Raw genomic sequence first — 25910 nt, forward strand, 5'->3', positions numbered from 1 at the left:
CGTGACGAGGCACATCGGCTGGATCGCCGGGACGACCGCCGCGGTGCTCGTCGCGGCCGGCGCCATCACCTACGCGGTCGCCGAGGACGGCGGGTCGAGCGCGAGCACGCCCACCGCCGGCTCCGCGGACGCCGGGTTCGCGCGGGACATGGCCGTGCACCACCAGCAGGCCGTCGAGATGTCGTACATCGTGCGCGACCGCACGAAGAACGCCGAGGTGCGGCGGCTTGCATACGACATCGCGCAGACGCAGGCCAATCAGCGCGGCATGCTGCTGGGCTGGCTGGACCTGTGGGCGCTGCCGAAGGTGTCGGCGGATCCGCCGATGACCTGGATGGGCATGGGCGACATGGCCTCCGGCAAGGACGGCGCGCTGATGCCCGGCATGGCGACCAACTCCGAGCTGACGAAACTCGGCACGCTCAGCGGCAAGCAGGCGGAGATCTTCTACCTGCAGCTGATGACGGACCATCACAAGGGCGGCATCCACATGGCCGAGGGCTGTGTCGCCAAGTGCAGGGTCGGCGTGGAGAAAAGTCTCGCGCAGGGCATGGTCGACGCGCAGACCTCGGAGATCAAGCTGATGGCGGACATGCTCAAGGAGCGGGGCGCGAAAGCGCGTTCCTAGCAGCCTTCGTAACACTGCCGTAAGAACGAAAGCCTCAAATCGCCCCACCTGACGGTTCCTTGGGCTTCTCTTGGCTTCCGATTTCCCCTGGCATGAACGGTTCATCGAAAGAGTGGCCCCCATCGCTTGATCCAATGCCCGCGCCTCCGCCGCGGAGCGGGATGTCTACGCGGATCACTGCGACGACCGACCACACATGCGAAGAACCGCATCGCAGGGGGTTCCATGAGATCCAACCGCGCCAAACTGCGCGCCGTGAGCATGGCAGCAACACTGCCCATGGTCGCGGGTGCGCTGGCGCTCGGCATACCCGCGGCGCACGCCGCGGACAACCCGGGCCGGGACGCGCTCGCGGGCACCAAGCCCGCGTGGGCGACGGCCAAGGCGGACAAGGGCGCTACCTCGAACAGCGCCGGCGTCTCCGCCCGGGTCTACCTCGCCGGCAAGGACGCCGACGGCCTCGCCGCCTACGCCAAGGCCGTGGCCGACCCGAGCTCCGCCTCGTACGGCAAGTACCTGAGCGCCAAGAAGGCTCAGGCCCGCTTCGGCGCGACCAAGGCCCAGGTGGCCGCGGTCAAGTCGTGGCTGACGTCCGCGGGCCTGAAGGTCACCGGCGTCACGCAGCACTACGTCTCCGTCACCGGTGACGTGGCCGCCGCCGAGAAGGCGTTCGGCACCCAGCTGCACAACTACACCAAGGGCTCGAAGACGTACCGCGCGCCGGCGAAGACCGCCTCCGCGCCGGAGAGCCTGAAGGGTGCCGTCCTGACCGTCACCGGTCTGGACAACGCTCCGCACAAGGCCACCCACAGCGACCAGCTGCCGGGTCCGGGCACCGTGTTCAAGAACTCCGGGCCGTTCTCCTCGTACTACGGCTCGAACATCGCGAGCACGCTGCCCGACGCGTACGGCACGAAGATCCCGTACGCCGTGCAGGGTTACACCGGCAAGCAGCTGCGGGCCGCCTACGGCGCCGGCAGCTACACGGGCAAGGGTGTGCGCGTCGCCATCACGGACGCGTTCGCCTCGCCGACCATCGCCTTCGACGCGCAGACCTACGCGAAGAAGCACGGCGACGCCGCCTGGAAGACCGGCCAGCTCAGCCAGGTGCTGCCCAAGAAGTACACGCACACCGGTGCCGACGAGTGCGACGCCTCCGGCTGGTACGGCGAGGAGACCCTCGACGTCGAGGCCGTGCACGCGGTCGCGCCGAACGCGAACGTCACGTACGTGGGCGCCTCGTCCTGCATGGACGACGACCTGCTGGACTCGCTCAGCAAGATCGTCGACAAGCACCTGGCCGACATCGTCTCCAACTCCTGGGGCGACATCGAGGCCAACCAGACGCCCGACCTCGCGGCCGCCTACGACCAGGTCTTCCAGTTCGGCGCGGTCGAGGGCATCGGCTTCTACTTCTCCTCCGGCGACAACGGCGACGAGGTCGCCAACACCGGTACGAAGCAGGTCGACACCCCGGCCAACTCGGCATGGGTGACGGCGGTCGGCGGTACCTCGCTGGCGGTCGGCAAGGACGACAAATACCTGTGGGAGACCGGCTGGGGCACCGAGAAGGCTCTGCTGTCCGCGGACGGCAAGAGCTGGACCGGCTTCCCGGGCGCGTTCACCTCGGGTGCGGGCGGCGGCACCAGCAAGACGGTCGCCGAGCCCTTCTACCAGAAGGGTGTCGTCCCGGACGCGCTCGCCAAGGCCAACAACGCCGCGGGCAACCGCGTCGTGCCGGACATCTCGGCGATCGCCGACCCCAACACCGGTTTCAAGGTCGGCCAGACGCAGACCTTCCCGGACGGGTCGGAGCAGTACAGCGAGTACCGCATCGGCGGCACCTCGCTCGCCGCTCCGGTGATCGCGGCCGTCCAGGCCCTGGCCCAGGAGGCGCGCGGCGGCAAGGCGATCGGTTTCGCCAACCCGTCGATCTACTCCAAGTTCGGGTCGAAGGTGTACCACGACGTCACGGACAACCCGACGGGCTCCGGCCTGGCGGTCGCCCGCGTCGACTTCGTGAACGGCTTTGACGCCTCCGGCGGCCTGGCCACCTCGGTCCGCAGCCTCGGCAAGGACAGCTCGCTGTCCGCGGTCAAGGGCTACGACGACGTCACCGGCGTGGGCACGCCCGCGAACGGCTACGTCGAGTCGTACCGCAAGCACTGAGGTACCGCCGGCAACGGCAACCTGAGGGGGCGCGGGGTGTGTTCACCCCGCGCCCCTTCGCCGTGCGTGGCGTGCCGCACGCCCCCGCACCACCCATCGTGTCGCTCTGACGATTACACTGTGCGGGTGCCTGCCTTGAACTTCTGGTCGATCTATCAGCACGGCTTCGCACGCGTCGCCGCATGTACGGGTCACACCGTCATCGCGGACCCGCTCGCCAACGCCGAATCGGTCCTGCGTCACGCCCGCCGGTGCGCCGAGGAGGGCGTCGCCGTCGCCGTCTTCCCCGAGATGGTGCTGTGCGGCTACTCCATCGAGGACCTGCTGCTGCAGGACGCACTGCTCGACCAGGTCGAGGAGGCGGTCTCGCAGGTGGTGGCCGGGTCGGCGGATCTGCTGCCGGTGCTGGTCGTCGGGGCCCCGCTGCGCCACCGCCACCGGGTCTACAACTGCGCGGTGATCGTGCACCGCGGCCGCATCCTGGGCGTCGTACCCAAGTCGTATCCCCCGAACTACCGGGAGTTCTACGAGCGTCGGCAGATCGCGGACGGCGCCGACGAGCGCGGTGGTTCGATCCGGGTCGGCGGCGAGGCGGTCCCCTTCGGTGTGGATCTGCTGTTCGCGGCGGACGACGTCCCCGGGCTCGTACTGCACGCGGAGATCTGCGAGGACATGTGGGTGCCGGTGCCGCCCAGCGCGGAGGCCGCCCTCGCCGGTGCGACCCTGCTCGTCAACCTCTCCGGCAGCCCGATCACGGTCGGGCGGGCCGAGGACCGCAAGCTGCTGTGCCGCTCGGCGTCCGCCCGCTGCCTCGCCGCGTACGTCTACGCGGCCGCCGGCCTCGGCGAGTCGACCACCGACCTGTCCTGGGACGGGCAGGCCATGGTCTACGAGAACGGTGTGCTGCTGGCCGAGACCGAGCGGTTCCCGCTGGGCGACGAGTACGCGGTGGCCGACGTGGACCTGGACCTGCTGCGGCAGGAGCGGCAGCGGATGGGCACGTTCGACGACAACCGGCGTACGCACCGGGCACGGACGAGTGACTTCCGCACGGTCGGGTTCGAGCTCGATCCGCCGCTCACCGACCTGGGGCTGCGTCGTCGGCTGGAACGCTTCCCGTTCGTGCCGGCGGACGCCGAGCGGCTCGCCCTGGACTGCTACGAGGCGTACAACATCCAGGTCGAGGGGCTTCAGCAGCGGCTGGCGTCGATCGGCGGGCCGAAGGTGGTCATCGGGGTGTCCGGCGGGCTCGACTCGACGCATGCGCTGATCGTCGCCGCGCGTGCGATGGACCGGGCGGGGCGGCCGCGCAGCGACATCCTGGCGTGGACGCTGCCCGGGTTCGCCACCAGCGACCACACGAAGGACAACGCGCATGCGCTGATGCGTTCCCTGGGTGTCACCGCGGCCGAGCTGGACATCACGCCGACCGCGCGGCTGATGCTGCAGGAGATGGAGCACCCGTTCGCGTCCGGCGAGCCGGTGTACGACGTCACCTTCGAGAACGTGCAGGCGGGCCTGCGGACCGACTACCTGTTCCGGCTGGCCAACCAGCGCGGCGGCATCGTGCTCGGCACCGGTGATCTGTCGGAGCTGGCGCTGGGCTGGTCCACGTACGGCGTGGGCGACCAGATGAGCCACTACAACGTCAACTCAGGTGTCCCGAAGACGCTGATCCAGCACCTCATCCGCTGGGTCATCAGCAGCGGGCAGTTCGACGAGGAGACCGGGAAGATCCTCGCGGCGATCCTCGACACCGAGATCAGTCCGGAGCTGGTGCCGGGCGAGGAGATGCAGTCGACCGAGTCGAAGATCGGGCCGTACGCGCTGCACGACTTCACGCTCTTCCAGGTGCTGCGGTACGGGTTCCGGCCGTCGAAGATCGCGTTCCTGGCGTGGCATGCGTGGCACGACGCGGACGGCGGGGCCTGGCCGCCCGGCTTCCCCGAAGCCAAGCGGGTGGCGTACGACCTGCCCGAGATCCGGCAGTGGCTGGAGGTCTTCTGCCGCCGCTTCTTCGCGTTCGCCCAGTTCAAGCGGTCGGCGATGCCGAATGGGCCGAAGGTGTCGGCCGGGGGTTCGCTGTCGCCGCGGGGTGACTGGCGGGCGCCGTCGGACAGTTCGGCCACGGCTTGGCTGCGCGACCTGGCCCGCTTCGACTAGTCCGGCACGGCTTCGACCAGTCCGGCACGGCCGGTGGTCCGGTGCGGGCAGGTGGGGTGCGCGGCCCTGGGGGCTGCGCCCCCAGACCCCCATCGGCCCGAAGGGCCTCGTCCTCAAACGCCGGACGGGCTGAATTGCGCGGACCGGCGACGAAAGGCTCGCCTCCGGCCGGGGGCTCGGGACGCCTGGACCTCGTCCTCGAACGCCGAACCGGCAGGAGATGCACAACCGGCACCGACAAGTACGCCCCACCGGCCGGGTGGGGCTCGGGACGGCAACTACTCGTCCTCGGACCCCGGACCCGCTGGAAACGCGTGACCAGCACCGCGAACCGCGGGCCACAACCGGCGGCAGGGACTCGGGACAGCCGCGCCGCGTCCCCACCCCCCGGGCGGGCCGAGTGCGTCAGCGGTACAGCGTCTCGGAGGCCTGAGGGACGTGCACCGCGACCAGGCGTTCGCGGCCGGACCGCGGAGCAACCCGTCGCCGGTCCACCGCATACGCCGTCCCCGCCACGCCCAGTCCGAGCACGGCCAGCGCCGCCCCCGCCAGGGCCGGGGACGTCACGCCGAAGCCGGCCGCCAGGGTCAGGCCGCCGATCCATGCTCCGCCGGCGTTCGCCAGGTTGAAGGCGGCCTGGTTGGCGGAGGAGGCCAGGGAGGGGGCGGCGGACGCCTTCTCCATGACCATCAGCTGGAGCGGGGAGCCGGTGATGAAGGCCGCCGCGCCGAGCAGGACCACGGCCAGGGCGGCGCTCCACTGCGTCGACATCAGCAGCGGGAAGAGGCCGAGTACCGCCACCAGGGACAGCAGCCCGCCGAACAGCGTCCCGCGCATCGAGTGGTCCGCCAGGCGGCCGCCCGCCAGGTTGCCGATCGTCGCGCCGACGCCGAACAGGGCGAGCAGCAGCGTGACGCTCGCGTCGGCGTAGCCCGCCGCGTCCGTGAGCATCGGTGTGATGTAGCTGTACGCGGCGAACAGGGCGCCGAACCCGGCGACCGTCGTGCCGAGGGCCAGCCAGACCGGGAGCGACCGGAGCGCCGCCAGTTCGCCCCGCAGCCCCACCGCCGGCGCCTGCGCGTGGTCGTGCGGGATCAGCAGGGCCAGCGAGGCGATCGCCGCCAGCCCGATCGCGCTGACGCCCAGGAACGTGGCCCGCCACCCCAGGTGCTGCCCCATGAGCGTGGCGACCGGGACGCCCGCGATGTTGGCGACGGTCAGGCCGAGGAACATCAGCGAGACGGAACGGGCCTTGCGCGCCGGCGCCACCATGTTCGTCGCGACGACGGCGCCCACGCCGAAGAAGGCGCCGTGCGGCAGACCGCTCAGGAAGCGGGCGGCCAGGAGGGAGTCGTAGCCCGGGGCGAACGCCGACAGCGCGTTGCCGGCCACGAACAGCGCCATCAGGCCGATCAGGACCGTGCGGCGGGACAGCCGCGCGGTGACGGCAGCCAGCAGCGGAGCGCCGATCACCACGCCCAGCGCGTACGCCGAGACCAGGTGACCGGCGGTGGGGATGGAGACGTTCAGGTCGTTCGCGACGTCGGGCAGCAAGCCCATCATCACGAACTCGGTCGTACCGATCCCGAAGGCGCCGACGGCCAGAGCGAGCAGGGCCAGGGGCATGAAGGGGCCTGTTCCTTTCGGAGTTCAGAGGGGTTCGTGTTCCGCAAGTGTATGTTCATTCGCGGAACAAAGCCTCTCAGGCCCAGTATTCCTGGAGGTTAAGAGCTGGTGTCGAGGCTCACACGGGCCGCGATCGGCAGGTGGTCGCTGCCGGTCCGGGGCAGTGTCCACGAGCTCACCGGCTCGATGCCCTGGACCATGATCTGGTCGATGCGCGCCATCGGGAACGAGGCCGGCCAGCTGAACCCGAAGCCACTGCCCGCCGCGCCCTGCGTGGAGCGCATCTGGGCGGTGACGGCGTTGAGCGAGCGGTCGTTCATGGTGCCGTTCAGGTCGCCGAGCAGGATCTTCCTGGGGAGCTTCTCGTCGGCGATGGCCTCACCGAGCGCGTTGGCGCTCTTGTCGCGCTGCCGGGCGGTGAACCCGGCCTCCAGCTTCACCCGCACCGAGGGCAGGTGGGCGACGTAGACCGCGATCCGCCCCTCGGGCGTGGTCACCGTGGCGCGCATGGCGCGGGTCCAGCCCAGCTTGATGTCGACGGGCTTGACGCCGGCCATCGGGTACTTGCTCCACAGCCCGACCGTGCCCTGCACGGAGTGGTACTTGTACGTCGACGCCAGCGCCTTCTCGTAGACCGGCACCGCCGACGCGGTCAGCTCCTCCAGGGCTACGACGTCCGCACCGGAGGCGGCCACGTCGCGGGCGGTGCCGGACGGGTCGGGGTTGTCGGCGTTGACGTTGTGCGTGGCGACGGTGAGGTCGCCGCCGCTGCCGGTCTTGTCGGTGAGCAGACCGCCGAAGAGGTTCAGCCATACGGCGACCGGGAGGATCAGGGCGATGAGCGCCGTCGCCGACTTGCGCACCAGCGCGAGCAGCAGCAGGAGCGGGATCAGCAGCCCCAGCCAGGGCAGGAAGGTCTCGGTGAGGCTGCCCAGGTTGCCGATGCGGTTGGGGATCCGCGAGTGCAGCAGCATGACCAGGGCGAGGATCACCGCGAGGGCGGCGACCACGATGCCGCGGCGCCAGATTCTCGGGTCACCGCGCCACCCGGCGACCAGGCGGTTCATCAGGCGCCGGAACCGGGCTCCCCGACGCTCGGGCCCCGAGCCGCCGTTGTCCGTCTCCGTCATGTACGCCTGCTGCGCCATACCGCGTCGCCTCACTGCCTGCCGTGCACACCGTTCGTCCCCCGTGTCCCGAGACTCTTAAGACCCTAGGGGATGATCGGTTCCGATCCTGCCGTCGCATGACGGCCGTACGGGCACGAGGACGAACAAGTCGGTCGCGCAAGTTCCGTCCTCGGACGCCGAAAGCGCCCTCTGTGACGAAACGCGCACATGCGGGCTACGTGGTCGGGGAGCTGACGGGCCGTAGTCCTTCGAGGAGGGTGTCGACGATCCGTTCCGACAGCCCCTCGGAGAGGTCGGTCTCCACCTCCGCCTCGGGGCGCATGACGGTGCGCAGCAGCATCGGGCCGACGAACAGGTCGTTCACCAGCTCGATGTCGACGTCCTCGCGCAGTTCGCCGTTCTCCTGACCGCGGCGCAGGATCTCGATCTGCAGTCTGCGCCGCGGCCGGACGACGGAGGCGTGATAGGCCGCCCAGACCTTCGGGCTGCTCTTCATCTGGGCGAACACGTTGTGCAGGAGCACCGAGGTGCGCGTCATGACGCCGCGTTGCCGCAGCTGCTCCAGGAGGGCCACCAGGTCGTCGCGCATGGAGGTGCCGGGGAGTTGGGGGTCCGGGGGCTCGGCGGCGCGTACGACGTCGACGAAGAGCTCCTCCTTGCCGCTCCAGCGGCGGTAGATGGTGGCCTTGCCGACACCGGCGGTGCGGGCGATGCGCTCGATGGAGAGTTCGGCGAGCGGGACCCCGTCCTCCAGGAGCTTCATCACGCCCTCGATGACGGCGCGTTCGACCGCCTCGCTGCGGGGGCGCCCCCGCGCGGGCACCCCGGGAGCGGCTGGGCTGTCGGCGAGGCTCACTCTGCGTCCCTTTCCTCGTACTGGAGCGATTCTCCCCGGTGCCACCCGGCACCGCGGAAGGCTTTATTCCGTCGCGGTCACCAACTCCTGCTTCTCCTCGCCCTCTTGACGGGCCGGCGGCTTCCCCGGCAGGAACACGGCCACGACCACCGCGCCGACGACCGCCACGGCCGAGCCCCACAGCGCGGTGATGTGCATCGCGTGCAGGAAGGCGTCGTTGGCCGGATCGACCAGGCCCCGGCCCTGCGGGCCGAGCTTCGCGGCGACGCCGAGCGTGGCCTCGATGGACTCGCCCGCGGTGTCGCGCAGCCCGGCGGGCAGCGAACCGAGCTTGCCCTCGACGCCGTTGCGGTAGGCGGTGGACAGCACCGAGCCGAGGACCGCGATGCCGAGGGCGCCGCCGACCTGGCGGAAGGTGTTGCTGAGCGCGGAGGCGGAGCCGGCCTTCTCGCGGGGCAGCGCCTGCATGATGACGACGCTGGTCGGCGTCATGATGTGCGCCATGCCGGTGCCCATGAGGAAGAAGATGACCTCCAGGAGCCAGATCGGGGTGTCCGCCTCGAAGGTGGCGAACGCGGCCAGCGTCGCGGCGATGACGACCATGCCGGCCGTGGTCGTGGCCCGGTTGCCGAAGCGCTCGACGACCAGCCGGGCGCGCGGCGCGAAGATCATCTGGGCGGCGGCCAGCGGCAGCATCAGCAGACCGGACTGCAGCGGCGAGTAGCCGCGCACGCTCTGGGTGTAGAAGACCGAGAAGAAGGTCACGCCCATGAGCGCGAAGAAGACCAGCGCGATGGCGGCCATGGCGGCCGAGAAGACCTTGTTCTTGAAGTAGGTGACGTCGAGCGACGGGTGGTCGCTGCGCTTCTCGAACACGATGAAGGCGGCGAGGACGACGAGGCCGGCGGCGATCGTCGACAGCACCTTGGCGTCCGTGAAGTCGGCGAGCTCGCCGCCCTTGATGATCCCGTAGACCAGCAGGACCAGGCCCACGACGGACAGGACGACACCGACGGGGTCGAGGCGGCCGGGCCGCGGGTCGCGGGAGTCGGGGACCAGCCACAGCATCAGCGCGAGGGCGAGGAGCACGATCGGCACGTTGATGAGGAAGACGGAACCCCACCAGAAGTGGTCGAGGAGCACACCGCCGGTGATCGGGCCGATGGCGATGGCGAGGCCGACGCCGCCGGCCCAGATGCCGATGGCCTTCGGCTGCTCCTCGCGCTCGAAGACGTTCATGAGGACCGCGAGGGTCGCGGGCATGACGAAGGCGGCGCCGAGGGCCATGAGCGCACGGAAGGCGATGAGCTCGGTCGGCGAGCCGGACTCGGCGGCGAGCGCGGAGCCGATGCCGAACACGACGAGACCGCCGAGCAGCACCTTCTTGCGCCCCACGCGGTCCCCGATGAGACCCGCGGTGAACAGCAGCCCCGCGAAGACGAGGGTGTAGGCGTTGATCGCCCACTCCAGCTCGCTCTGCGTGGCGCCCAGGCCGGTCGGCTTCGGGGTCGAGATCGTCTTGATGGCGACGTTCAGGATCGAGTTGTCGAGCACCACGATCAGCAGGCTCAGCATCAGGACGCCGAGGATCGCCCAGCGGCGCCGGTGCACGGCTTCGGGCACCCGGGTGGCAGCGACGGATGGAGTGGTCATGCGGAACAGGCTAGGCAATTCCGATACGAGACGGTCCCGTATCGTAAATGTTTTTACCCAGCCCTTACGTCAGCCCTCGACGTGAGCCCCCGACGTGACGGAGGTCCCCTTGGCTCCCCTGGCACGAAGTGCCACCATGGGAGGTGATCCGGGGACACCGTCAGGGTGCCTCGAGATGACTGAAGGAGCCGGTGCAATGACGCAGCTTTCGGCTGCCCAGACTGCTGGGAACAGGCCCTCCGACGGCAGCAAGGCGCTGTACGGGGGCAAGGGCACACGCCGTATCACCGTCCGCGACATCGCTCTCGCCAAGGAACGCGGCGAGAAGTGGCCCATGCTCACCGCCTACGACGCGATGACCGCGTCCGTCTTCGACGAGTCCGGCATCCCGGTGATCCTCGTCGGCGACTCGGCGGGCAACTGCCACCTCGGGTACGAGACGACCGTGCCCGTCACCATGGACGAGATGACGATGCTGTCGGCCGCGGTGGTGCGCGGCACGCAGCGTGCCCTGATCGTCGGCGACCTCCCCTTCGGCTCCTACCAGGAGGGCCCGGTGCAGGCGCTGCGCTCGGCGACCCGGCTGGTGAAGGACGCCGGCGTGGGCGCGGTCAAGCTGGAGGGCGGCGAGCGCTCGCACGAGCAGATCCGGCTGCTGGTGGAGTCCGGCATCCCGGTCATGGCCCACATCGGGCTCACCCCGCAGTCCGTCAACGCCATGGGCTACCGCGTCCAGGGGCGTGGCGAGGAGGCAGCCCAGCAGCTGCTGCGGGACGCGAAGGCCGTGCAGGACGCGGGCGCGTTCGCGGTGGTGCTGGAACTGGTGCCGGCGGAGCTGGCGGCCGAGGTGACGCGGGTGCTGCACATCCCGACCGTCGGCATCGGCGCCGGTCCGGAGACGGACGCGCAGGTGCTGGTGTGGACCGACATGCTGGGGCTGACCGGCGGTCGCGTACCGAAGTTCGTCAAGAAGTACGCCAACCTGCGTGAGGTCATGGGCAACGCGGTCAAGGAGTTCGCGGAGGACGTCGTCGGCGGGACGTTCCCGTCCGAGGAGAACTCCGTCCACTAGAGCCATCGCGGCACAGAGGCAGCCCGCCGATTTCCCCCGTCGGCGGGCTGCTGTTTTGACCAGCGGTTTCCGGGGATGTCGGCAGGCTGTAGGCAGCTGTAGGTGAGCTGTCGGTCGTTTGTCGGTGAGGGCTGACACCGTTCTCGGCATGACGCGAATCGACAAGAACCCCAGCGGCGGCAACACCGCCGTCACCGTGCGGGGGCTGGTCAAGCACTACGGCGAGACCAAGGCGCTGGACGGCGTCGACCTGGACGTGCGCGAGGGCACCGTGATGGGTGTGCTCGGGCCGAACGGCGCCGGCAAGACCACCCTCGTGCGCATCCTGTCCACCCTGCTCGCACCCGACTCGGGCCAGGCCACCGTCGCCGGTTACGACGTCCTGCGCCAGCCCCGGCAGCTGCGCCGGGTGATAGGCCTCACCGGACAGTACGCCTCGGTCGACGAGAAGCTCCCCGGCTGGGAGAACCTCTACATGATCGGGCGGCTGCTCGACCTGCCCCGCAAGGAGGCACGCGCACGTGCCGACGAGCTGCTGGAGCGCTTCTCGCTCACCGAGGCCGCCAAGCGGCCGGCGAGCACCTACTCCGGTGGCATGCGGCGGCGGCTCGACCTGGCCGCCTCGATGATCGGGCGGCCCGAGGTGCTCTTCCTCGACGAGCCGACCACCGGGCTCGACCCGCGCACCCGCAACGAGGTGTGGGCCGAGGTCAAGCGGATGGTCGGCGAGGGCGTCACCGTGCTGCTCACCACCCAGTACATGGAGGAGGCCGAGCAGCTCGCCTCCGAGCTGACCGTCGTCGACCGCGGCCACGTCATCGCGAACGGCGCCATCGACGAGCTGAAGGCCAAGGTGGGCGGACGGGCGCTGCGGGTGAAGCCCGCCGATCCGCTGCAGCTGCGCCCACTCGCCGCCGCTCTGGACGAGCTCGGCATCACCGGGCTCGCCACCACCACCGTCGACACCGAGCGCGGCGACGTACTCGTCCCGATCCTCAGCGACGAACAGCTCACCGCGGTCACCGGCGCGGTCGTCGCGCACGGCATCACGATCGCCTCGATCAGCACCGAACTGCCCAGCCTGGACGAGGTGTTCCTGTCCCTCACCGGCCACCGCGCCAGTGCCCCGCAGGACGCCGTGCCCACCGACACCCTCGAGGAGGTCGCCGTATGAGCGCCGCCACCGCCACCGTGAACACCGCCGACGCCCACATCCCGCTGCGCGGCCATCTCCGCCACACCGGCGCACTGATCCGCCGCAACCTGCTGTGGATCCGGCAGGACCCGGAGTCGATGTTCGACGCCGTGCTGTTCCCGGTGATCTTCACGCTGCTGTTCGTGTACGTCTTCGGCGGCTCCATCGGGCAGTCGCTGGGCGGCGGGCAGGAGAGGTATGTGCAGTACGTCATCCCCGGGCTGCTGGCCATGATGGGGATGAACATGGCCCAGGGCGTGGGCACCGGGTTCAACACGGACTTCAACTCCGGGGTCATGGACCGCTTCCGGTCCCTGCCGATCGGGCGCGGCTCGGTGCTGATCGCCAAGATCGTGGTGGAACTGATGCGCATGCTCGTCGCGTGCGCGATCCTCATGGTGGTGGCCGTGCTGGTGGGCTTCGACATCACGCACTGGCCGGGGCTGTTCGCGGCCGTGGGCCTGGCCACCCTGTTCGGCTCGGCGCTGATGTGGGTGTTCCTCACCCTCGGCGTGACGATGAAGAGCGCGCAGTCGGTGCAGGCGATGGGCTTCCTGGTGCTGATGCCGCTGCAGTTCGGCTCGTCCATCTTCGCCCCGACCGACTCGATGCCGGGCTGGCTGCAGAACTTCACCGACTACAACCCGCTGTCCTCGCTCGCGGACGCGGCGCGCGGACTGATGGTGGGCGGTCCGGTCGCACACGGGCTGTGGGTGACGCTGGCCTGGTCCGTGGGGCTCACGGCCGTGATGGCGCCGGTCGCGATCCACAAGTTCCGTACGAAGAGCTGAAGTTCACGGTCGGTTCCGCGTCAGACCAGGGCGGTGGCCTCCTCCGGGGAGAGGCCACCGCCCTCCGCGTACGCCGCCTCGAAGGCCTCGTCGCCGAGCACGGCGCGTGTGTGCCGCTCCGCCCGCTCGTACGCCTCACGCTCCATGGACATCGCCGAATGGCGCGGCGGTAGCGCCGCCCGCGCGGCCCCCAGGCACCGTGCTCCGTCCCCGGCGCGGCGGCCGCCGTCGGTCTCGGCGAGATCGATCGCGGCGATGGCCAGGTACAGGGAGCGCATGTGCGGGGCCATGGCCTCGGCGAGCGGGTCGGCGGAACGCTGCAGGGCCTGCCGGACCTTCTCCAGGGAGAGCTCGTAGTCGCCGGCGACCGCCTCCACCCAGGCCTCGGCGCCGAGGATGAACGCGTCGAAGATCACGAAGTAGGCGATCTTGAACTCCTCGCGCAGCAGCCGCAGTTGCTCGCGCGCCTCGTCTGTCCGTCCGGTCACGGCGAGGCAGCCCGCGAGGAACATCCGGGCGGCGGGCATGGCCTCGTTGTGCGCACCGAGCGGCGTGGCGACCACCTCCCGCAGGATCCGCTCGCCCCGCTCGCCCTCGCCCGCCTCGATCAGCGCACTGCCGAGCCGGGCACCCAGCACCGCCATCTGGGCGCGGGCGCCGAGCCGTTCGGCGCGTTCGATGGCCGCCTCGTAGTCGGCGGCGGCCAACTGGTACTCCCCGCCCCGCTCATGGGCCTCGCCGCGCGCGGACAGCGCCTCGGCGGTGCCCCACAGGTCGTCGATCCGCCGGTAGATGGCCAGCGACTCGTCGGCGTCGCGCCGCGCGTCGCCCGCCCAGTCGCTGCGGTTGGCGAGGAGGTTGGCGCGCATCTGGAGGGTGGCGGCGAGCTCCCACTCCATACCGGGCGTGGCACGGCAGGTGGCGACGGAGGCGTCGAGGATCGACGGCAGCCGGTCCACGCTGCCGGTGAGCATCACGGCGTAGAACCAGAGCATGCCGGGGGTACGGCAGGTCTGCGGGAGGCCGGGTTCGTAGACCTCGGTGATCAGGCGCAGTTTCTCCTTCGCCTGCGGTGACTCCCAGGCCTCCAACTCGGTGTCCATACAGGCGAGATGGGCCAGATGGACGCCGCGGCGGGCCTCGGCGAGGAGTTCTCCGGTCAGCGGGGGCGGGACGTCGGTGCAGCGCTGCCAGACCGGGGCGGCCCGCTGGACCGGGGCGGCGAACGGGTCGGGGCCGAGGGCCATGACCTCGACGCACCAGTTGCGGGCCTCGATACGGATGTCGCGCATCTGCCAGTACCAGGCGAGCGACAGGATGAGGCAGAGACCTTCCTGCTCGTCGCGCTCGGTGACCGCGTGGCGCAGGGCGGTGCGGAGGTTCTCGTACTCGCGCTCCAGCAGCTCGATGGCGGCGAGTTGGTCGGGGCCGCGCAGCAACGGGTCGGTGGTGCGGGCGAGTTCGCGGTAGTACGTCAGGTGGGCACGCTGTGTCTCGGCCCGTCGCCCGGTCTCCGCCAGCCGCTCACCGGCGTACTCGGCGACGGTCTCCAGGAGCCGGTAGCGCATGCCGCCCTCCCCCGAAGGAGTCGCCACGACAAGGGACTTGTCGACCAGCGAGCCCAGCGCCTCCAGGGCGAGGGGGCCGCAGACGGCCTCGGCGGCGGCGAGGTCGCAGCCGCCGGCGAACACGGACAGGCGCCGCAGGACGTCCCGCTCCTCCTCGTCGAGCAGGTCCCAGGACCAGTCGACGACCGCGCGCAGGGTCTGCTGGCGGGGCAGGACGGTACGGCTGCCGGAGGTGAGCAGCCGGAAGCGGTCGTCGAGCCGGTCGGCGATCTGACGGGGCGTCAACATCCGCAGCCGGGCGGCGGCGAGCTCGATGGCGAGGGGCAGTCCGTCGAGCCGCCGGCAGATCTCGGCACAGGCGTCCGGGTCGTCCTCGACCCGGAACCCGGGACGGGCGGCGGCCCCGCGATCGGTGAGCAGCCGCAGCGCGACCGGCTCGGGCAGCGGCTCCACGGGCCGCAGCAACTCCCCCGGTACGCCGAGGGGTTCACGACTGGTGGCCAGCACGGTCAGCTCGGGACACCGCTCGAGCAGCTCCTCCACGAGCCGCGCGGCGGCATCGACGACGTGCTCGCAGTTGTCGAGAACGATCAGCATCCGCCGCCGGCCGCAGTGCTCGGCGAGCCGCTCGACGGGATCGTCGTGCCGGTCGGCCCCGGCCGCCCGCATGGCCTCCGCACCGGCGCCGTACATCACGGTCTCGCGAGCGCCGACGGCGGTCAGCACGGCCTCCGGTACGGCGTCCGGGTGGTCGACGGGCGCGAGTTCGGCCAGCCACACCCCGTCCCGCGCCGCATACCGCACGGTCTCGGCGGCCTCCTGCGACAGCCGCGTCTTGCCGGCCCCGCCGGGACCGAGCAGCGTGACGAGGCGCGCCGCCGCGAGGTCCCCGCGGATGGCCTCGATGTCGGACTCCCGGCCGACGAAGGAGGTCAGGCGGGCGCGGAGGTTGCCGGGGGGTTGGGGGGCGTCCGCGCCGGAGACGGTCGCGCCGTGCGCGTGGGTGCCGGGGACCGACCGGGCCCCGGCGCCGGGCTCCGCGCCGGCCGCGCCATTCGATGATCCGACCGGCCGCTCGGCGAGGTGCCGCGCGCCACCCGGCCCGCCGCCCTGCGCTGCGCGCCACCCGCGGCCGTCCATGGGCGCGCCGTGCCTGCCCCCGTTGCCGCCCGTCGGCGCACCGGCCCCGGCCGCATGCTCGCGGTCATACCCACCCCGGTCCTCCGGTCGCAGCAACTCCCCATACAAGGACCGCAGTTCGGGCCCCGGGTCCGCTCCCAGCCGGTCCGCCAGCAGTTGCCGTACGTCCTCGAAGGCGGCCAGTGCCTCCGCCGTACGGCCCGCGTCGCGCAGGGCGCGCAGGCGCAGGGTCTGAAGGGGCTCGTCGAGGGGGTGGGTGTCGCACAGGGCGGTCAGTTCGGGGAGGGACTGCTCGGCGTGGCCCAGGGCGAGGGCGGCGGTGTGGCGGGCGCGCAGCGCGTCCAGGCGGCGGGTGTCCCAGCGGGCCGCCTCGGCGGTGCGGTCGGGCAGGTCGGCGAGGGCCGGGCCGCGCCACAGGGCGAGCGCGTCGTCGAGGACCACGGCCGCCTTGGCGGGATCGCCGTCGGCGAGCGCGCGCGTGCCCTCGCCGGTCAGCCGCTCGAAACGGTGCAGGTCGACGTCGTCGAGGGCGGCGCTGAGGCGGTAGCCGCCGTCGACGGAGGCGACCGCGTCCGCGCCCAACGCCCGGCGCAGCCGACCGATCAGCGCCTGCAGCGCGCCCGGGGCGTCGGCGGGCGGGTCGCCGTGCCACACCTCGTCGACCAGCAGGCCGGCGGGCACGGTACGGCCGGTCCGCAGCGCGAGCACGGTGAGCAGGGCACGCAGTCGCGCCCCGCCGACCGGGACGGGGGTGCCGTCGGGGCGGAGCGCCTGGGTGGTGCCGAGGATGCGATAGCGCACGGGGTCCATTGTCTCCGGAGGTGTCACGACGGGTCACGGGGTTCCGGTGGCGCGGCGCTCGGCACATCGAGAGCGACGAGGACACCGTTCGCATCGCGCCTGCGCCTACCGCCTCCCGGCTCCGTGGCGGGCTTGCCGCGCGCGAACCACTTCGGGCAACTGTCGACGGGCTCCAGCGACCGCTCGCCAGGCACCGGCTCGAAGGTACGTGAGCCCGGCCCGTTCTCTTCGTACACCTGGTACACGATGTGAATGCCGCGAACCCGGCCCGTGGTCCTCGTCCCCCGGCCGCCGTGCTGTTCGACCCGGTACAGCCCGGCGTACCGCTTCTTGTCCCAGCCCCAGGTCCGCAGATCCTCCGGCGCCATGGGCGCGAGCCGCCAGCTCACCTCCTCGCCCACGGTGAACGGCTTGCCGCAGCACTCCATCTGCCAGCTCTCGTAGAACACCTGCTGCAGTCCCATGCCCACACCCTCCAAGAATCGACAGGCGACCGCGAGATGTTTTCGACGCGCACCGGACCATTCTCAATAGCTCTGTGGCCCAGAAGGACTTCTCCGTGCAGAACGCTAGACCCAAGGGATAACTGTCGAACTCTCAGTAGCTTAGATACAAACAAGGTAGCCTTCGATACCGTGAGCACATCTCCAAGAGCACTCATCACTGCCCGGCTTACCGTCCAGACCGAGTCGACGACAAGTCCCGAGCGACAGATCGAAGAATGCAGGTCATTCTGTGAGCTGCGCGGCTGGGAGGTCGTCGGGGTCGCCAAGGATCTCTCCGTCTCCGCCACTGCCGTACCGCCATGGAAGCGTCCGGAGCTCTCCCGGTGGCTCGACGACCGAGCTCCGGAATTCGACGTCATCGTCTTCTGGCGACTCGATCGGTTCGTTCGCCGGGTCGGCGACCTTCACCAGATGGTCGAGTGGGCTGAGCGCCACGGCGGCAAGGGGCTGGTGTCCGCCACGGAGCCGTTCGATCTGACAAATCCGACGGGGCGGGCGACAGCCACCATGATCGCCACCTTCGCCCAGATGGAAGCCCACGCGGCGGCCGACCGGGTCGCTTCAGCGCGCGCACATCTGCTCATGTCCACACGATGGGGCGGCAGTTCACCGCCGTTCGGATATCGCACATACGCAAGAGACGGTGCTCGCTACTTGGAGATCAATCCGGAGACGGCCGACATCGTCCGGGAAGGCGCTCGACGCGTCATCGGCGGCGAATCGATCAACGCCATCTGTCGAGACTTCGAAGAACGCGGGATCCCAGCGCCTGCGGACACATATCAGCGCAACAAGTCGGGCAAGGACTTCATCTGGTATCCACGCACCCTGAAGGGAATCCTCACCTCCCCCACCCTCCGGGGATGGAAGACACGCAGCGAGGATGTTCCCGGCAAGAAATACAAGAGGCGCGTGCTGGTTCGCGATCAGGACGGCCAGCCCATCCGCGTAGCCGAAGGAGTGCTGGACCAGGAGTCCTTCGACCGCCTTCAGGAGGTCCTAGCCGATTCCGCGACGCCGCTCGGCCAACGTGCCGCAGCACCCAGAACCCCTCTCCTCAACGTGATCAAGTGTGGTGGGTGCGGCAAGAACCTTCAGTTGCACACGACCAGAAAGCAACGCAAGGACGGGACATACCGCGTCACTCAAAAAATCCGCTGCCTTTCGCGTGTCGGCTCCCCGGCCTGCCCCGGCTATGCGTTTCTACCGGACGCGGAAATCGTCACCCCCGTCCTCGACATGCTGGTCCATGCAATCGGAGATACCCCTGTCACGCGCCGTGAATACGTCCAACAAGCCAAGGACGAGTCCGAGCATCCTTCATACGATGCCCGTGAGGATCGCTGGCAGTTCGTACCACTCGGCACGACCATCGCCGAGCGCTGGCGCAGCATGGGGGTCACAGAGATCGGCGAGGACCTGGTTCACGCCGGCATCACGGTCAGATGCCACCCACGAGACCGAGGGGGCCATGTTCCGGAGATTCCCGAAGACTTCCAGGAAAAGCTCGCCAAGTTCGTGGCGTAGTCGAGGTCCCACGACGGATGGCCATGCGCCCTCACCGAACCGCTCCCCGGGAACTCACAGTCTCGCTGGACGTTGTCCCCATGTTCACCATTACGGTCGAAGCTCGTCCCGGACCGGCCGCCACGCACCAGGAGCCCTGCCATGACCACCACCGCCTCGCGCGCGAGGGACCAGCGGATCAGCCCCGTCTTCATCGGAATCCTCGCCGTAACAGCGGTGACTGGCTGGGCCACCTGGACCGGCTTCGCCGAACAGCCCGGCGTGGCCGTGTTCCTGTTCGTGACGGCGGCCTGGATCGTGTCCCTGTGCCTGCACGAGTACGCACACGCACGCACCGCCTTGCACAGCGGCGACATCAGCGTCGGCTCGAAGGGCTATCTGAGCCTCAATCCTCTCGCCTACACGCATGCGCTGTTGAGCATCGTGCTCCCGGTGCTCTTCGTGATCATGGGCGGGATCGGTCTGCCCGGCGGCGCGGTGTTCATCGAGCGGGGTCGGATCAGGGGCCGCTGGCGGCACAGTCTGATCTCGGCGGCGGGCCCCCTGACCAACGTGCTGTTCGCGGTCATCTGCACCGCACCGTTCTGGCTGGACGCCCTCGACGGCGTGCCGCAGGACTTCCGCTTCGCGCTGGCCTTCCTGGCGCTGCTCCAGGTCACGGCCGCGCTGCTGAACTTCCTGCCGGTCCCCGGCCTGGACGGCTACGGCGTCATCGAGCCCTGGCTGTCGTACAAGATCAAGCGGCAGGTGGAGCCCTTCGCGCCCTTCGGCCTGCTGTTCGTGTTCGCGCTGCTGTGGGTGCCGTCGGTGAACAGCGTGTTCTTCGACGTGATCGATTCGATCCTGCGGAGCCTGGGAATCGGCGACTTCTCCACGTACTGCGGTCAGGAGCTCTACCGGTTCTGGCAGGGCACGAACGAGTTCTGCTCGGTCAGCCCGTGACGGAGCCGGGTCAGCCGGTGGCGGAGTTCTGCCGGGCGGCCCGGCCCCGCTTGATGTAGTACCAGCACATGTTGCTGGACAGCCCCGCCAGCAGCACCCACACGATCCCCAGCCAGCTGCCCTGCGCGAAGGAGACCACGGCCGCGGCCACGGCGAGCAGGCAGACGATCAGGGCGTAGAGACCAAGGCGGGGCATTTCTGTCGACTCCTGTCGGGGGACACTGCTGGGACTGCTTGTGCCGACCAGTGTCCCCCATGCGCTCATACGTCCGTGACGCGGAGCCCGGCGTGCGCCTTGTACCGGCGGTTGACGGAGATCAGGTTGGCGACCAGGGACTCGACCTGGTGGGCGTTGCGCAGCCGGCCGGCGAAGATGCCGCGCATGCCGGGGATGCGTCCGGCGAGGGCCTGCACGATCTCGACGTCGGCCCGCTCCTCGCCGAGCACCATCACGTCGGTGTCGATCTCGACGATCTCGGGGTCCTGCAGCAGCACGGCCGACAGATGGTGGAAGGCGGCGGTGACCCGCGAGTCCGGCAGCAGGGCGGCGGCCTGCTCGGCCGCGCTGCCCTCCTCCGGCTTGATCGCGTACGCGCCCTTCTTGTCGAAGCCGAGCGGGTTGACGCAGTCGACGACGAGCTTGCCGGTCAGCTCCTCGCGCAGGGACTCGATGGTCTTGCCGTGTCCGTCCCAGGGCACGGCCACGATCACGATGTCGCTGCGGCGCGCGCACTCGGCGTTGTCGGCGCCCTCGACGCCGTGCCCGAGTTCGTCCGCTGCGGCCTGCGCACGCTCCGCCGCACGCGAGCCGATGATCACCTTCTGGCCGGCCTTGGCCAGCCGGTAGGCGAGGCCCTTGCCCTGCGGCCCGGTCCCGCCGAGGACGCCGACGACGAGCCCGGAGACGTCGGGGAGGTCCCAGGGGTCCTTGGCGGGGGCCTTCGCGGGGGTCTGTGCAGCACTGTCGGTAGAGGTCATGGGCCGACTTTACGTCCGCCCCGGCGACCCCAGTCGCTCAGGTGAGCCGCGTCACGGGCACCCGCCGGAAGACGATGCGCTCGTACGCCCCGAAGTCCCCGGTCTCGTAGAGGAGTCCGACGGTGGACCTGTCGATCCGCACCAGGTCGGAGTAGGCGGCGGGCAGGCCGTCGACCGTGTGGACCGGGCGCCAGGTCTTGCCGCTGTCGGTGGAGGCGCGGATGGTCATCAGGGCGCGGGCGGAGGCGTAGGCGGGGCCGGAGAAGAGCAGTACGTCCGGGTCGCGGAGCTGGAGGAGGCTGCCCTCGCAGACGGGGCCGTCGAGGCCGGCCTGCGGGCGGAAGGGGGTGTGCAGGGTCTTTCCGCCGTCCTCGGAGTGGGCGTCGGCGCGGTTGCCGGGGGACGTGGAGTCGTTGCGGGTGTTGAAGTAGACGCGGCCGTCGGGGAGTTCGGCGGCGGTGGTCTCGTTGGCGTTGATGTAGCCGTCGGGGTTCTCGTCGACGTAGCCGATGGACCAGGTCTCGCCGCGGTCGTCGCTGAGCAGGCAGTGGCCGCTGTTGTACTGGGCCTCGGTGCCGATGTCGGTGCCGGTGGGCGCGGGCGAGTGGTTGGCGGGGACGACGACCCGGCCGGTGCTCAGCTGGATCGCGTGGCCGGGTGTGGTGGCGTACCAGCGCCAGCCCGCCTTCTTCACCGACTTGGTGATCTCGGCCGGGTCCGACCAGGTGACCCCGTCGTCGTCGCTGTGCTGCACCCATACGCGGCGCCCGTCGGCGTCCTTCACCTTGCCCTGCCGGATCGCGGCCTCCGAGGCGGAGGCGGCGTTGCGGACGTGGACCAGCAGGATGCGGCCGGTGTCGAGGACGACGGGCGCGGGGTTGCCGGCGAGGTGGGCGCCGTTGTTCGCGGCGACCTGGAGCGGGCCCCAGGTGTGGCCGCCGTCCGTGGAGCGCTTGAGCACGATGTCGATGTGCCCGTGGTCGCTCGCCGACTTGACCCGGCCCTCGCAGAAGGCGAGGAGGGTGCCCTTGGCGGTGACGACCACCGCCGGGATGCGGTAACTGGCGTATCCCTCACGGCCGGCACGGAAGGGAACGGTTGCTTCTGTCATCCGCGCACTGTCCCCAGGTCGGGCGAATTCGTGGTGAACTCCGGGTCACGAGTGCCCGGTTGGTGCAGGATGCGCAGGCATGGACGCCGTACGTGTCGCGTTGCTGCGTGAAGTGCTCGCCGGGACCGAGTGGCTGGGGGCCACCCGGCGGTTCGCGGGGGCGCTGCGCGGGTCGGTGGTGTCGCACGGCGGCGGGCTGCTGCTGGTGGGCACGCCGGACTACGAGCCGTGGCATCTGGCGGCCCATCTGGTGGACGAGGCCGCGTGGTCGGGGACGCCGGAGCTGGCCCCGACTCTCGTACGGCACGACGCGCGCGCGTCGGATCCGGCGCATCTGGCGGTCGGGCTGGGGAGGTTGGCCGCCGCCCGGCGGGGCGAGACGCTGGTGGTGGTGTCGCCGGGAGGGCCGGACGTCCCTCTGCTGGAGCGGGTGCACGATGCACGGCGGGCCGGGGCGACGGTGCTGGCACTGGGCCCCGGCGAGGGCGAACTCGTCTCCATGGCGCACGAGTCGCTGACCGTCGCGGAGGGTTCCGAGCTGGACCTGGACACGGTGCAGCACCTGGTCAGCGCGGCGGCCGGGGAGAACGCACTGCCGGAACCGAGGGGCCGCCGACGGCTGCGGGACCGCCTGTCGCGGCTGGCGGATCAGCTGACGGCGCCGCCGCCGGCGCGCTGGTAGGCCTACGGCCCACCTCGGGAAAACCGGTTGCTCCCGGCAGTCGTCCCGCCCGACCATGACCCGTCGTGACCGACGACGCCCCCGAAGCCCCCTCCCGCCTCCGCACTCTTCTACCCGACCTCGCCCCCTGGCGGGCCTCGGCCGACTTCCGGCGGCTGTGGGTGTCGGGGACGATCTCCAACTTCGGGAGCTTCCTCACCTTCGTCGCGCTGCCGGTGCAGTTGAAGGAGCTCACCGGGTCCGCGGCGGCGGTCGGCGCGATCGGGGCGGTGGAGCTGCTGCCGCTGCTGGTGTTCGGGCTGTACGGGGGCGCGCTGGCCGACGCCCTGGACAAGCGGAAGCTGATCGTGTGGACGGAGGCGGGACAGGGTCTGCTGTCCGCCGTACTGCTGCTGAACGCCCTGCTGCCGCACCCCGCCGTCTGGCCGCTGTACGTCGTGGCCGCCCTGTCCTCGGCGCTGGTCTCGGTCCAGCGGCCGGCGATCGACTCGCTCTTCCCACGGATCGTGGCCCACGAGCACATGCCCGCTGCTTCCGCGCTGAACTCCCTGCGCTGGACGGTCGGTGGTGTCGCGGGCCCGGCGGTGGCGGGTGTGGTCGTGGCGTACGCGGGGCTCGGCTGGGCGTACGGCGCGGACCTGCTGACCTTCGTCGTCTCGGTCGTCCTGGTCGTGCGCATCGCCGCTTCCCCCGCCGCGCACGAGGCCGCGAAGCCGTCCCTCAAGGCGATCGCGGAGGGCGCCCGGTACGCCTGGAACCGCAAGGAGCTCCTCGGCACCTACGCCGTCGACCTCGCGGCGATGTTCCTGGCGATGCCGCTCGCCGTACTGCCGTTCCTCGCGGACGAGCTGGACGCGAACTGGTCACTCGGCCTGATGTACGCGGCCGTCCCGTTCGGCTCGCTGCTGGTCAGTCTGACCAGCGGCTGGACCTCGCGGGTGCACCGGCACGGGCGTCTGGTGGTGCTGTCGGCCGCGCTGTGGGGCCTGGCGATCGCGGCCGCCGGCGTCGTCGGAAACGTCTGGCTGGTGCTGGTGTTCCTGACCGTGGCCGGCGGCTGCGACATGGTCAGCGGGATCTTCCGCGGCGCGATGTGGAACCAGACGATCCCGGACGAGCTGCGCGGCCGGCTCGCCGGGATCGAGCTGCTGTCGTACTCGGTGGGCCCGACCGTCGGTCAGGTCCGCTCGGGCGGTTTCGCCGCGTGGTGGGGCGTACGGGCGTCGGTCTGGTCCGGCGGCCTGCTCTGTGCGGGCGCGGTGGGCCTGCTCGCCCTCTGCCTCCCGAAGCTGATGACGTACGACGTGCGCACGAACGAGCACGCGGTACGGCTGCGCGACCAGCGGACGGAAGCGGCAGCCGCACCGGCGCAGGCCTGAATCAGTCCCGAGGGCAGAAGAGATCGGCCTCAGTCGTCGTCAGGGGTTCCGGCCGGGGCGTCGTGCCACTTCGGGTCGTTCTCCCACTCGAGGTTGCGCTCGCGGGCGGTCTCCATCGCGTGCTCGGCCTCCTGCCGGGAGGCGTAGGGCCCGAAGCGGTCCTTGGCGGGGCACTCCGGACCCTCCTCGACCTTCTTGTGCTCCAGGCAGTAGTACCACTCGCCCGGCTTGCCGACCGTGCGCTTCTTGAACAAGGCCATGACCTGCTCCTCTCGCCACCGACATGTTCCCCCACAGGGGCTCGTTAGACTCGCTGGCATGTCTGGCCAGTCGCTGCTCGTACCAGGGGAGCTGTCCCCCACCCGTTCCGTGCCCGGAAACATCCGCCGTCCCGAGTACGTCGGCAAGCCCGCGCCGAAGCCGTACACCGGGCCGGAGGTGCAGACGCCCGAGACGATCGAGGCGATGCGCGTCGCCGGCCGGATCGCCGCGCGGGCGATGGCGGAGGCCGCGAAGCTGATCGCGCCCGGGGTCACCACCGACGAACTGGACAAGGTGGCGCACGAGTACATGTGCGACCACGGCGCCTACCCCTCCACGCTCGGCTACCGCGGCTTCCCCAAGTCCCTGTGCACCTCGCTCAACGAGGTGATCTGCCACGGCATTCCGGACTCCACGGTGCTGCGCGACGGCGACATCATCAACCTCGACGTGACGGCGTACATCGGCGGAGTGCACGGCGACAACAACGCGACGTACCTGGTCGGAGACGTCGACGAGGAGAGCCGCCTACTGGTCGAGCGCACCCGCGAGTCCCTCGACCGGGCGATCAAGGCGGTCCGGCCGGGCCGCCAGATCAACATCATCGGCCGGGTCATCGAGTCGTACGCGAAGCGCTTCGGCTACGGCGTGGTCCGTGACTTCACGGGTCACGGCATCAACTCGTCCTTCCACTCGGGCCTGATCATCCCGCACTACGACAGCCCGCACGCGACGACGGTCATGCAGCCCGGGATGACGTTCACGATCGAGCCGATGCTGACGCTCGGGACGTATGAGTACGACATGTGGGACGACGGCTGGACGGTCGTCACGAAGGACCGGAAGCGGACGGCTCAGTTCGAGCACACGCTGGTGGTGACGGAGACGGGGGCGGAGGTTCTCACGCTGCCCTAGCGATCCACGTCGCCGTATCGATCTTCGAGACCCGCCCCCCTTCCGGGGCGGGTCTTTTCCTGTACGCTTTTACCGACAAGGTGTCGGCAACTTTACCGACGAGAGGTCGGGAAAGCTGTTGACTTAGGTAAGCCTTACCTTAGAGGATAGGCCGTATGGAGCCCTTCTCGGCAGTCATCCGCACCGCTTCCCACGAGCAGCATGTGGAGGCGGAGACCTCGACGTTCATGAGCGACCTGCTGGGCGGGCGGCTGGGCGTGGACGCGTACGCGCGCTACACCGAGCAACTGTGGTTCGTCTACGAGGCGTTGGAGACCGGGGCCGAGCGGCTGGTGTCCGACCCGGTGACCGGGCCCTTCATCCGGCCGGAGCTGTTCCGGCTGGCGGCGCTGGAGCGGGACCTGGCGCATCTGCGGGGTGCCGGCTGGCGGGCCGGGCTGTCCGCGCTCCCGGCGACGAAGGCGTACGCGGCCCGGGTGCGGGAGTGCGCCGAGCGGTGGCCCGGCGGCTACCTCGCCCACCACTACACGCGCTACCTCGGCGACCTCTCCGGCGGCCAGATCATCCGCGGCAAGGCGGAGAGGACGTGGGGCTTCGAGCGCAAGGGCGACGGGGTCCGCTTCTACGTGTTCGAGGGGATCACCAACCCGGCCGCGTTCAAGAGGGGCTACCGCGCGCTGCTGGACGACGTCCGCGCGGACGACCTGGAGAAGCAGCGGATCGTGGCGGAGTGCAAGCGGGCGTTCGCGCTCAACACAGCGGTGTTCCGGGCGCTGGGCGAGGAGTTCCCGCTGAGCGCGTAGCGCTGGAAGGCGCC

Annotated in this window: 22 protein-coding genes; 12 read left to right on the top strand and 10 right to left on the bottom strand. The window is 70.3% G+C overall.

Annotation, left to right across the window (positions count from 1 at the left end):
• The first annotated feature begins 1 nt into the window (after position 1).
• The 3 genes from ACFY1L_RS26990 (at position 2) to ACFY1L_RS27000 (ending at position 4960) form a co-directional block, all read left to right on the top strand.
• The gene (locus ACFY1L_RS26990; RefSeq protein ID WP_388829416.1) at positions 2-628 is read left to right on the top strand and encodes a DUF305 domain-containing protein; all 627 of its coding nucleotides are present in this window, start codon (positions 2-4) and stop codon (positions 626-628) included.
• 225 nt (positions 629-853) lie between these two features.
• Positions 854-2797, top strand: a complete 1944-nt coding sequence (locus ACFY1L_RS26995) for a protease pro-enzyme activation domain-containing protein (RefSeq protein WP_388829419.1) — start codon at positions 854-856, stop codon at positions 2795-2797.
• Between the two features lie 126 nt (positions 2798-2923).
• Positions 2924-4960 (top strand): NAD(+) synthase, encoded by a 2037-nt coding sequence (locus ACFY1L_RS27000; RefSeq protein ID WP_388829422.1) that lies wholly within the window; start codon positions 2924-2926, stop codon positions 4958-4960.
• Between the two features lie 405 nt (positions 4961-5365).
• Here the strand turns inward: ACFY1L_RS27000 and ACFY1L_RS27005 are convergent, their stop codons facing one another.
• The 4 genes from ACFY1L_RS27005 to ACFY1L_RS27020 all read right to left on the bottom strand — a co-directional run bounded on the left by ACFY1L_RS27005 (position 5366) and on the right by ACFY1L_RS27020 (position 10225).
• A complete protein-coding gene (locus ACFY1L_RS27005) occupies positions 5366-6586 on the bottom strand; it encodes an MFS transporter (RefSeq protein WP_388829425.1) in 1221 nt (406 codons plus the stop codon).
• Between the two features lie 98 nt (positions 6587-6684).
• A complete protein-coding gene (locus ACFY1L_RS27010) occupies positions 6685-7653 on the bottom strand; it encodes an endonuclease/exonuclease/phosphatase family protein (protein WP_388829884.1) in 969 nt (322 codons plus the stop codon).
• Positions 7654-7930: 277 nt separating this feature from the next.
• Positions 7931-8572, bottom strand: coding sequence for a TetR/AcrR family transcriptional regulator (locus ACFY1L_RS27015; RefSeq protein ID WP_388829428.1), 642 nt, complete (start codon positions 8570-8572; stop codon positions 7931-7933).
• 63 nt (positions 8573-8635) lie between these two features.
• The gene (locus ACFY1L_RS27020; RefSeq protein WP_388829431.1) at positions 8636-10225 is read right to left on the bottom strand and encodes an MFS transporter; all 1590 of its coding nucleotides are present in this window, start codon (positions 10223-10225) and stop codon (positions 8636-8638) included.
• A gap of 196 nt (positions 10226-10421) precedes the next feature.
• Between ACFY1L_RS27020 and panB the strand changes: the two genes are divergently transcribed.
• From panB to ACFY1L_RS27035, 3 genes are all read left to right on the top strand, one after another.
• Positions 10422-11297, top strand: a complete 876-nt coding sequence (panB, locus tag ACFY1L_RS27025; RefSeq protein ID WP_388829434.1) for a 3-methyl-2-oxobutanoate hydroxymethyltransferase — start codon at positions 10422-10424, stop codon at positions 11295-11297.
• A gap of 148 nt (positions 11298-11445) precedes the next feature.
• Entirely contained in the window at positions 11446-12471 is a 1026-nt protein-coding gene (locus tag ACFY1L_RS27030) for an ATP-binding cassette domain-containing protein (protein ID WP_388829437.1), read from the top strand.
• On the top strand, positions 12468-13283 hold the full coding sequence (locus ACFY1L_RS27035) for an ABC transporter permease (protein WP_388829440.1): 816 nt from the start codon (positions 12468-12470) through the stop codon (positions 13281-13283). The genes ACFY1L_RS27030 and ACFY1L_RS27035 overlap by 4 nt, the downstream gene beginning before the upstream one ends.
• Before the next feature lie 20 nt (positions 13284-13303).
• On the opposite strand, the gene ACFY1L_RS27040 is transcribed toward ACFY1L_RS27035, so the two are convergent.
• Together ACFY1L_RS27040 and ACFY1L_RS27045 are read right to left on the bottom strand one after the other, a co-directional pair.
• Positions 13304-16801 (bottom strand): BTAD domain-containing putative transcriptional regulator, encoded by a 3498-nt coding sequence (locus ACFY1L_RS27040; RefSeq protein ID WP_388829443.1) that lies wholly within the window; start codon positions 16799-16801, stop codon positions 13304-13306.
• A 14-nt stretch (positions 16802-16815) separates the two neighbouring features.
• Positions 16816-17256: a DUF6578 domain-containing protein gene (locus tag ACFY1L_RS27045; RefSeq protein WP_388829446.1), complete on the bottom strand. Its 441-nt coding sequence runs from the start codon at positions 17254-17256 to the stop codon at positions 16816-16818.
• Between the two features lie 171 nt (positions 17257-17427).
• Here ACFY1L_RS27045 and ACFY1L_RS27050 point away from each other — a divergent pair, with 171 nt between their 5' ends.
• Together ACFY1L_RS27050 and ACFY1L_RS27055 are read left to right on the top strand one after the other, a co-directional pair.
• Entirely contained in the window at positions 17428-18825 is a 1398-nt protein-coding gene (locus ACFY1L_RS27050) for a recombinase family protein (RefSeq protein WP_388829449.1), read from the top strand.
• A 141-nt stretch (positions 18826-18966) separates the two neighbouring features.
• A complete protein-coding gene (locus ACFY1L_RS27055) occupies positions 18967-19767 on the top strand; it encodes a site-2 protease family protein (protein WP_388829452.1) in 801 nt (266 codons plus the stop codon).
• A 10-nt stretch (positions 19768-19777) separates the two neighbouring features.
• Here ACFY1L_RS27055 and ACFY1L_RS27060 read toward each other — a convergent pair whose 3' ends face one another.
• The 3 genes from ACFY1L_RS27060 to ACFY1L_RS27070 all read right to left on the bottom strand — a co-directional run bounded on the left by ACFY1L_RS27060 (position 19778) and on the right by ACFY1L_RS27070 (position 21856).
• Complete coding sequence (locus ACFY1L_RS27060) at positions 19778-19963, bottom strand: hypothetical protein (RefSeq protein WP_388829455.1); 186 nt, start codon at positions 19961-19963, stop codon at positions 19778-19780.
• A gap of 65 nt (positions 19964-20028) precedes the next feature.
• A complete protein-coding gene (gene npdG / locus ACFY1L_RS27065) occupies positions 20029-20745 on the bottom strand; it encodes an NADPH-dependent F420 reductase (RefSeq protein WP_388829458.1) in 717 nt (238 codons plus the stop codon).
• A gap of 37 nt (positions 20746-20782) precedes the next feature.
• The gene (locus tag ACFY1L_RS27070; RefSeq protein ID WP_388829461.1) at positions 20783-21856 is read right to left on the bottom strand and encodes an exo-alpha-sialidase; all 1074 of its coding nucleotides are present in this window, start codon (positions 21854-21856) and stop codon (positions 20783-20785) included.
• A 79-nt stretch (positions 21857-21935) separates the two neighbouring features.
• Between ACFY1L_RS27070 and ACFY1L_RS27075 the strand changes: the two genes are divergently transcribed.
• Together ACFY1L_RS27075 and ACFY1L_RS27080 are read left to right on the top strand one after the other, a co-directional pair.
• Entirely contained in the window at positions 21936-22538 is a 603-nt protein-coding gene (locus ACFY1L_RS27075; RefSeq protein WP_388829464.1) for a hypothetical protein, read from the top strand.
• Positions 22539-22603: 65 nt separating this feature from the next.
• Positions 22604-23917 carry an MFS transporter gene (locus tag ACFY1L_RS27080; protein WP_388829468.1) on the top strand — a complete coding sequence of 438 codons (1314 nt, stop codon included), beginning with the start codon at positions 22604-22606 and terminating at the stop codon, positions 23915-23917.
• Positions 23918-23946: 29 nt separating this feature from the next.
• On the opposite strand, the gene ACFY1L_RS27085 is transcribed toward ACFY1L_RS27080, so the two are convergent.
• Positions 23947-24177 (bottom strand): hypothetical protein, encoded by a 231-nt coding sequence (locus ACFY1L_RS27085; RefSeq protein WP_388829471.1) that lies wholly within the window; start codon positions 24175-24177, stop codon positions 23947-23949.
• Between the two features lie 58 nt (positions 24178-24235).
• Here ACFY1L_RS27085 and map point away from each other — a divergent pair, with 58 nt between their 5' ends.
• Positions 24236-25093: a type I methionyl aminopeptidase gene (map, locus tag ACFY1L_RS27090; RefSeq protein WP_388829474.1), complete on the top strand. Its 858-nt coding sequence runs from the start codon at positions 24236-24238 to the stop codon at positions 25091-25093.
• Between the two features lie 155 nt (positions 25094-25248).
• Positions 25249-25896 (top strand): heme oxygenase (biliverdin-producing), encoded by a 648-nt coding sequence (locus ACFY1L_RS27095; protein ID WP_388829476.1) that lies wholly within the window; start codon positions 25249-25251, stop codon positions 25894-25896.
• Positions 25897-25910: the final 14 nt, after the last annotated feature.

The sequence above is a fragment of the Streptomyces sp. NPDC001663 genome (genome assembly GCF_042893105.1).
Classification (GTDB): domain Bacteria; phylum Actinomycetota; class Actinomycetes; order Streptomycetales; family Streptomycetaceae; genus Streptomyces.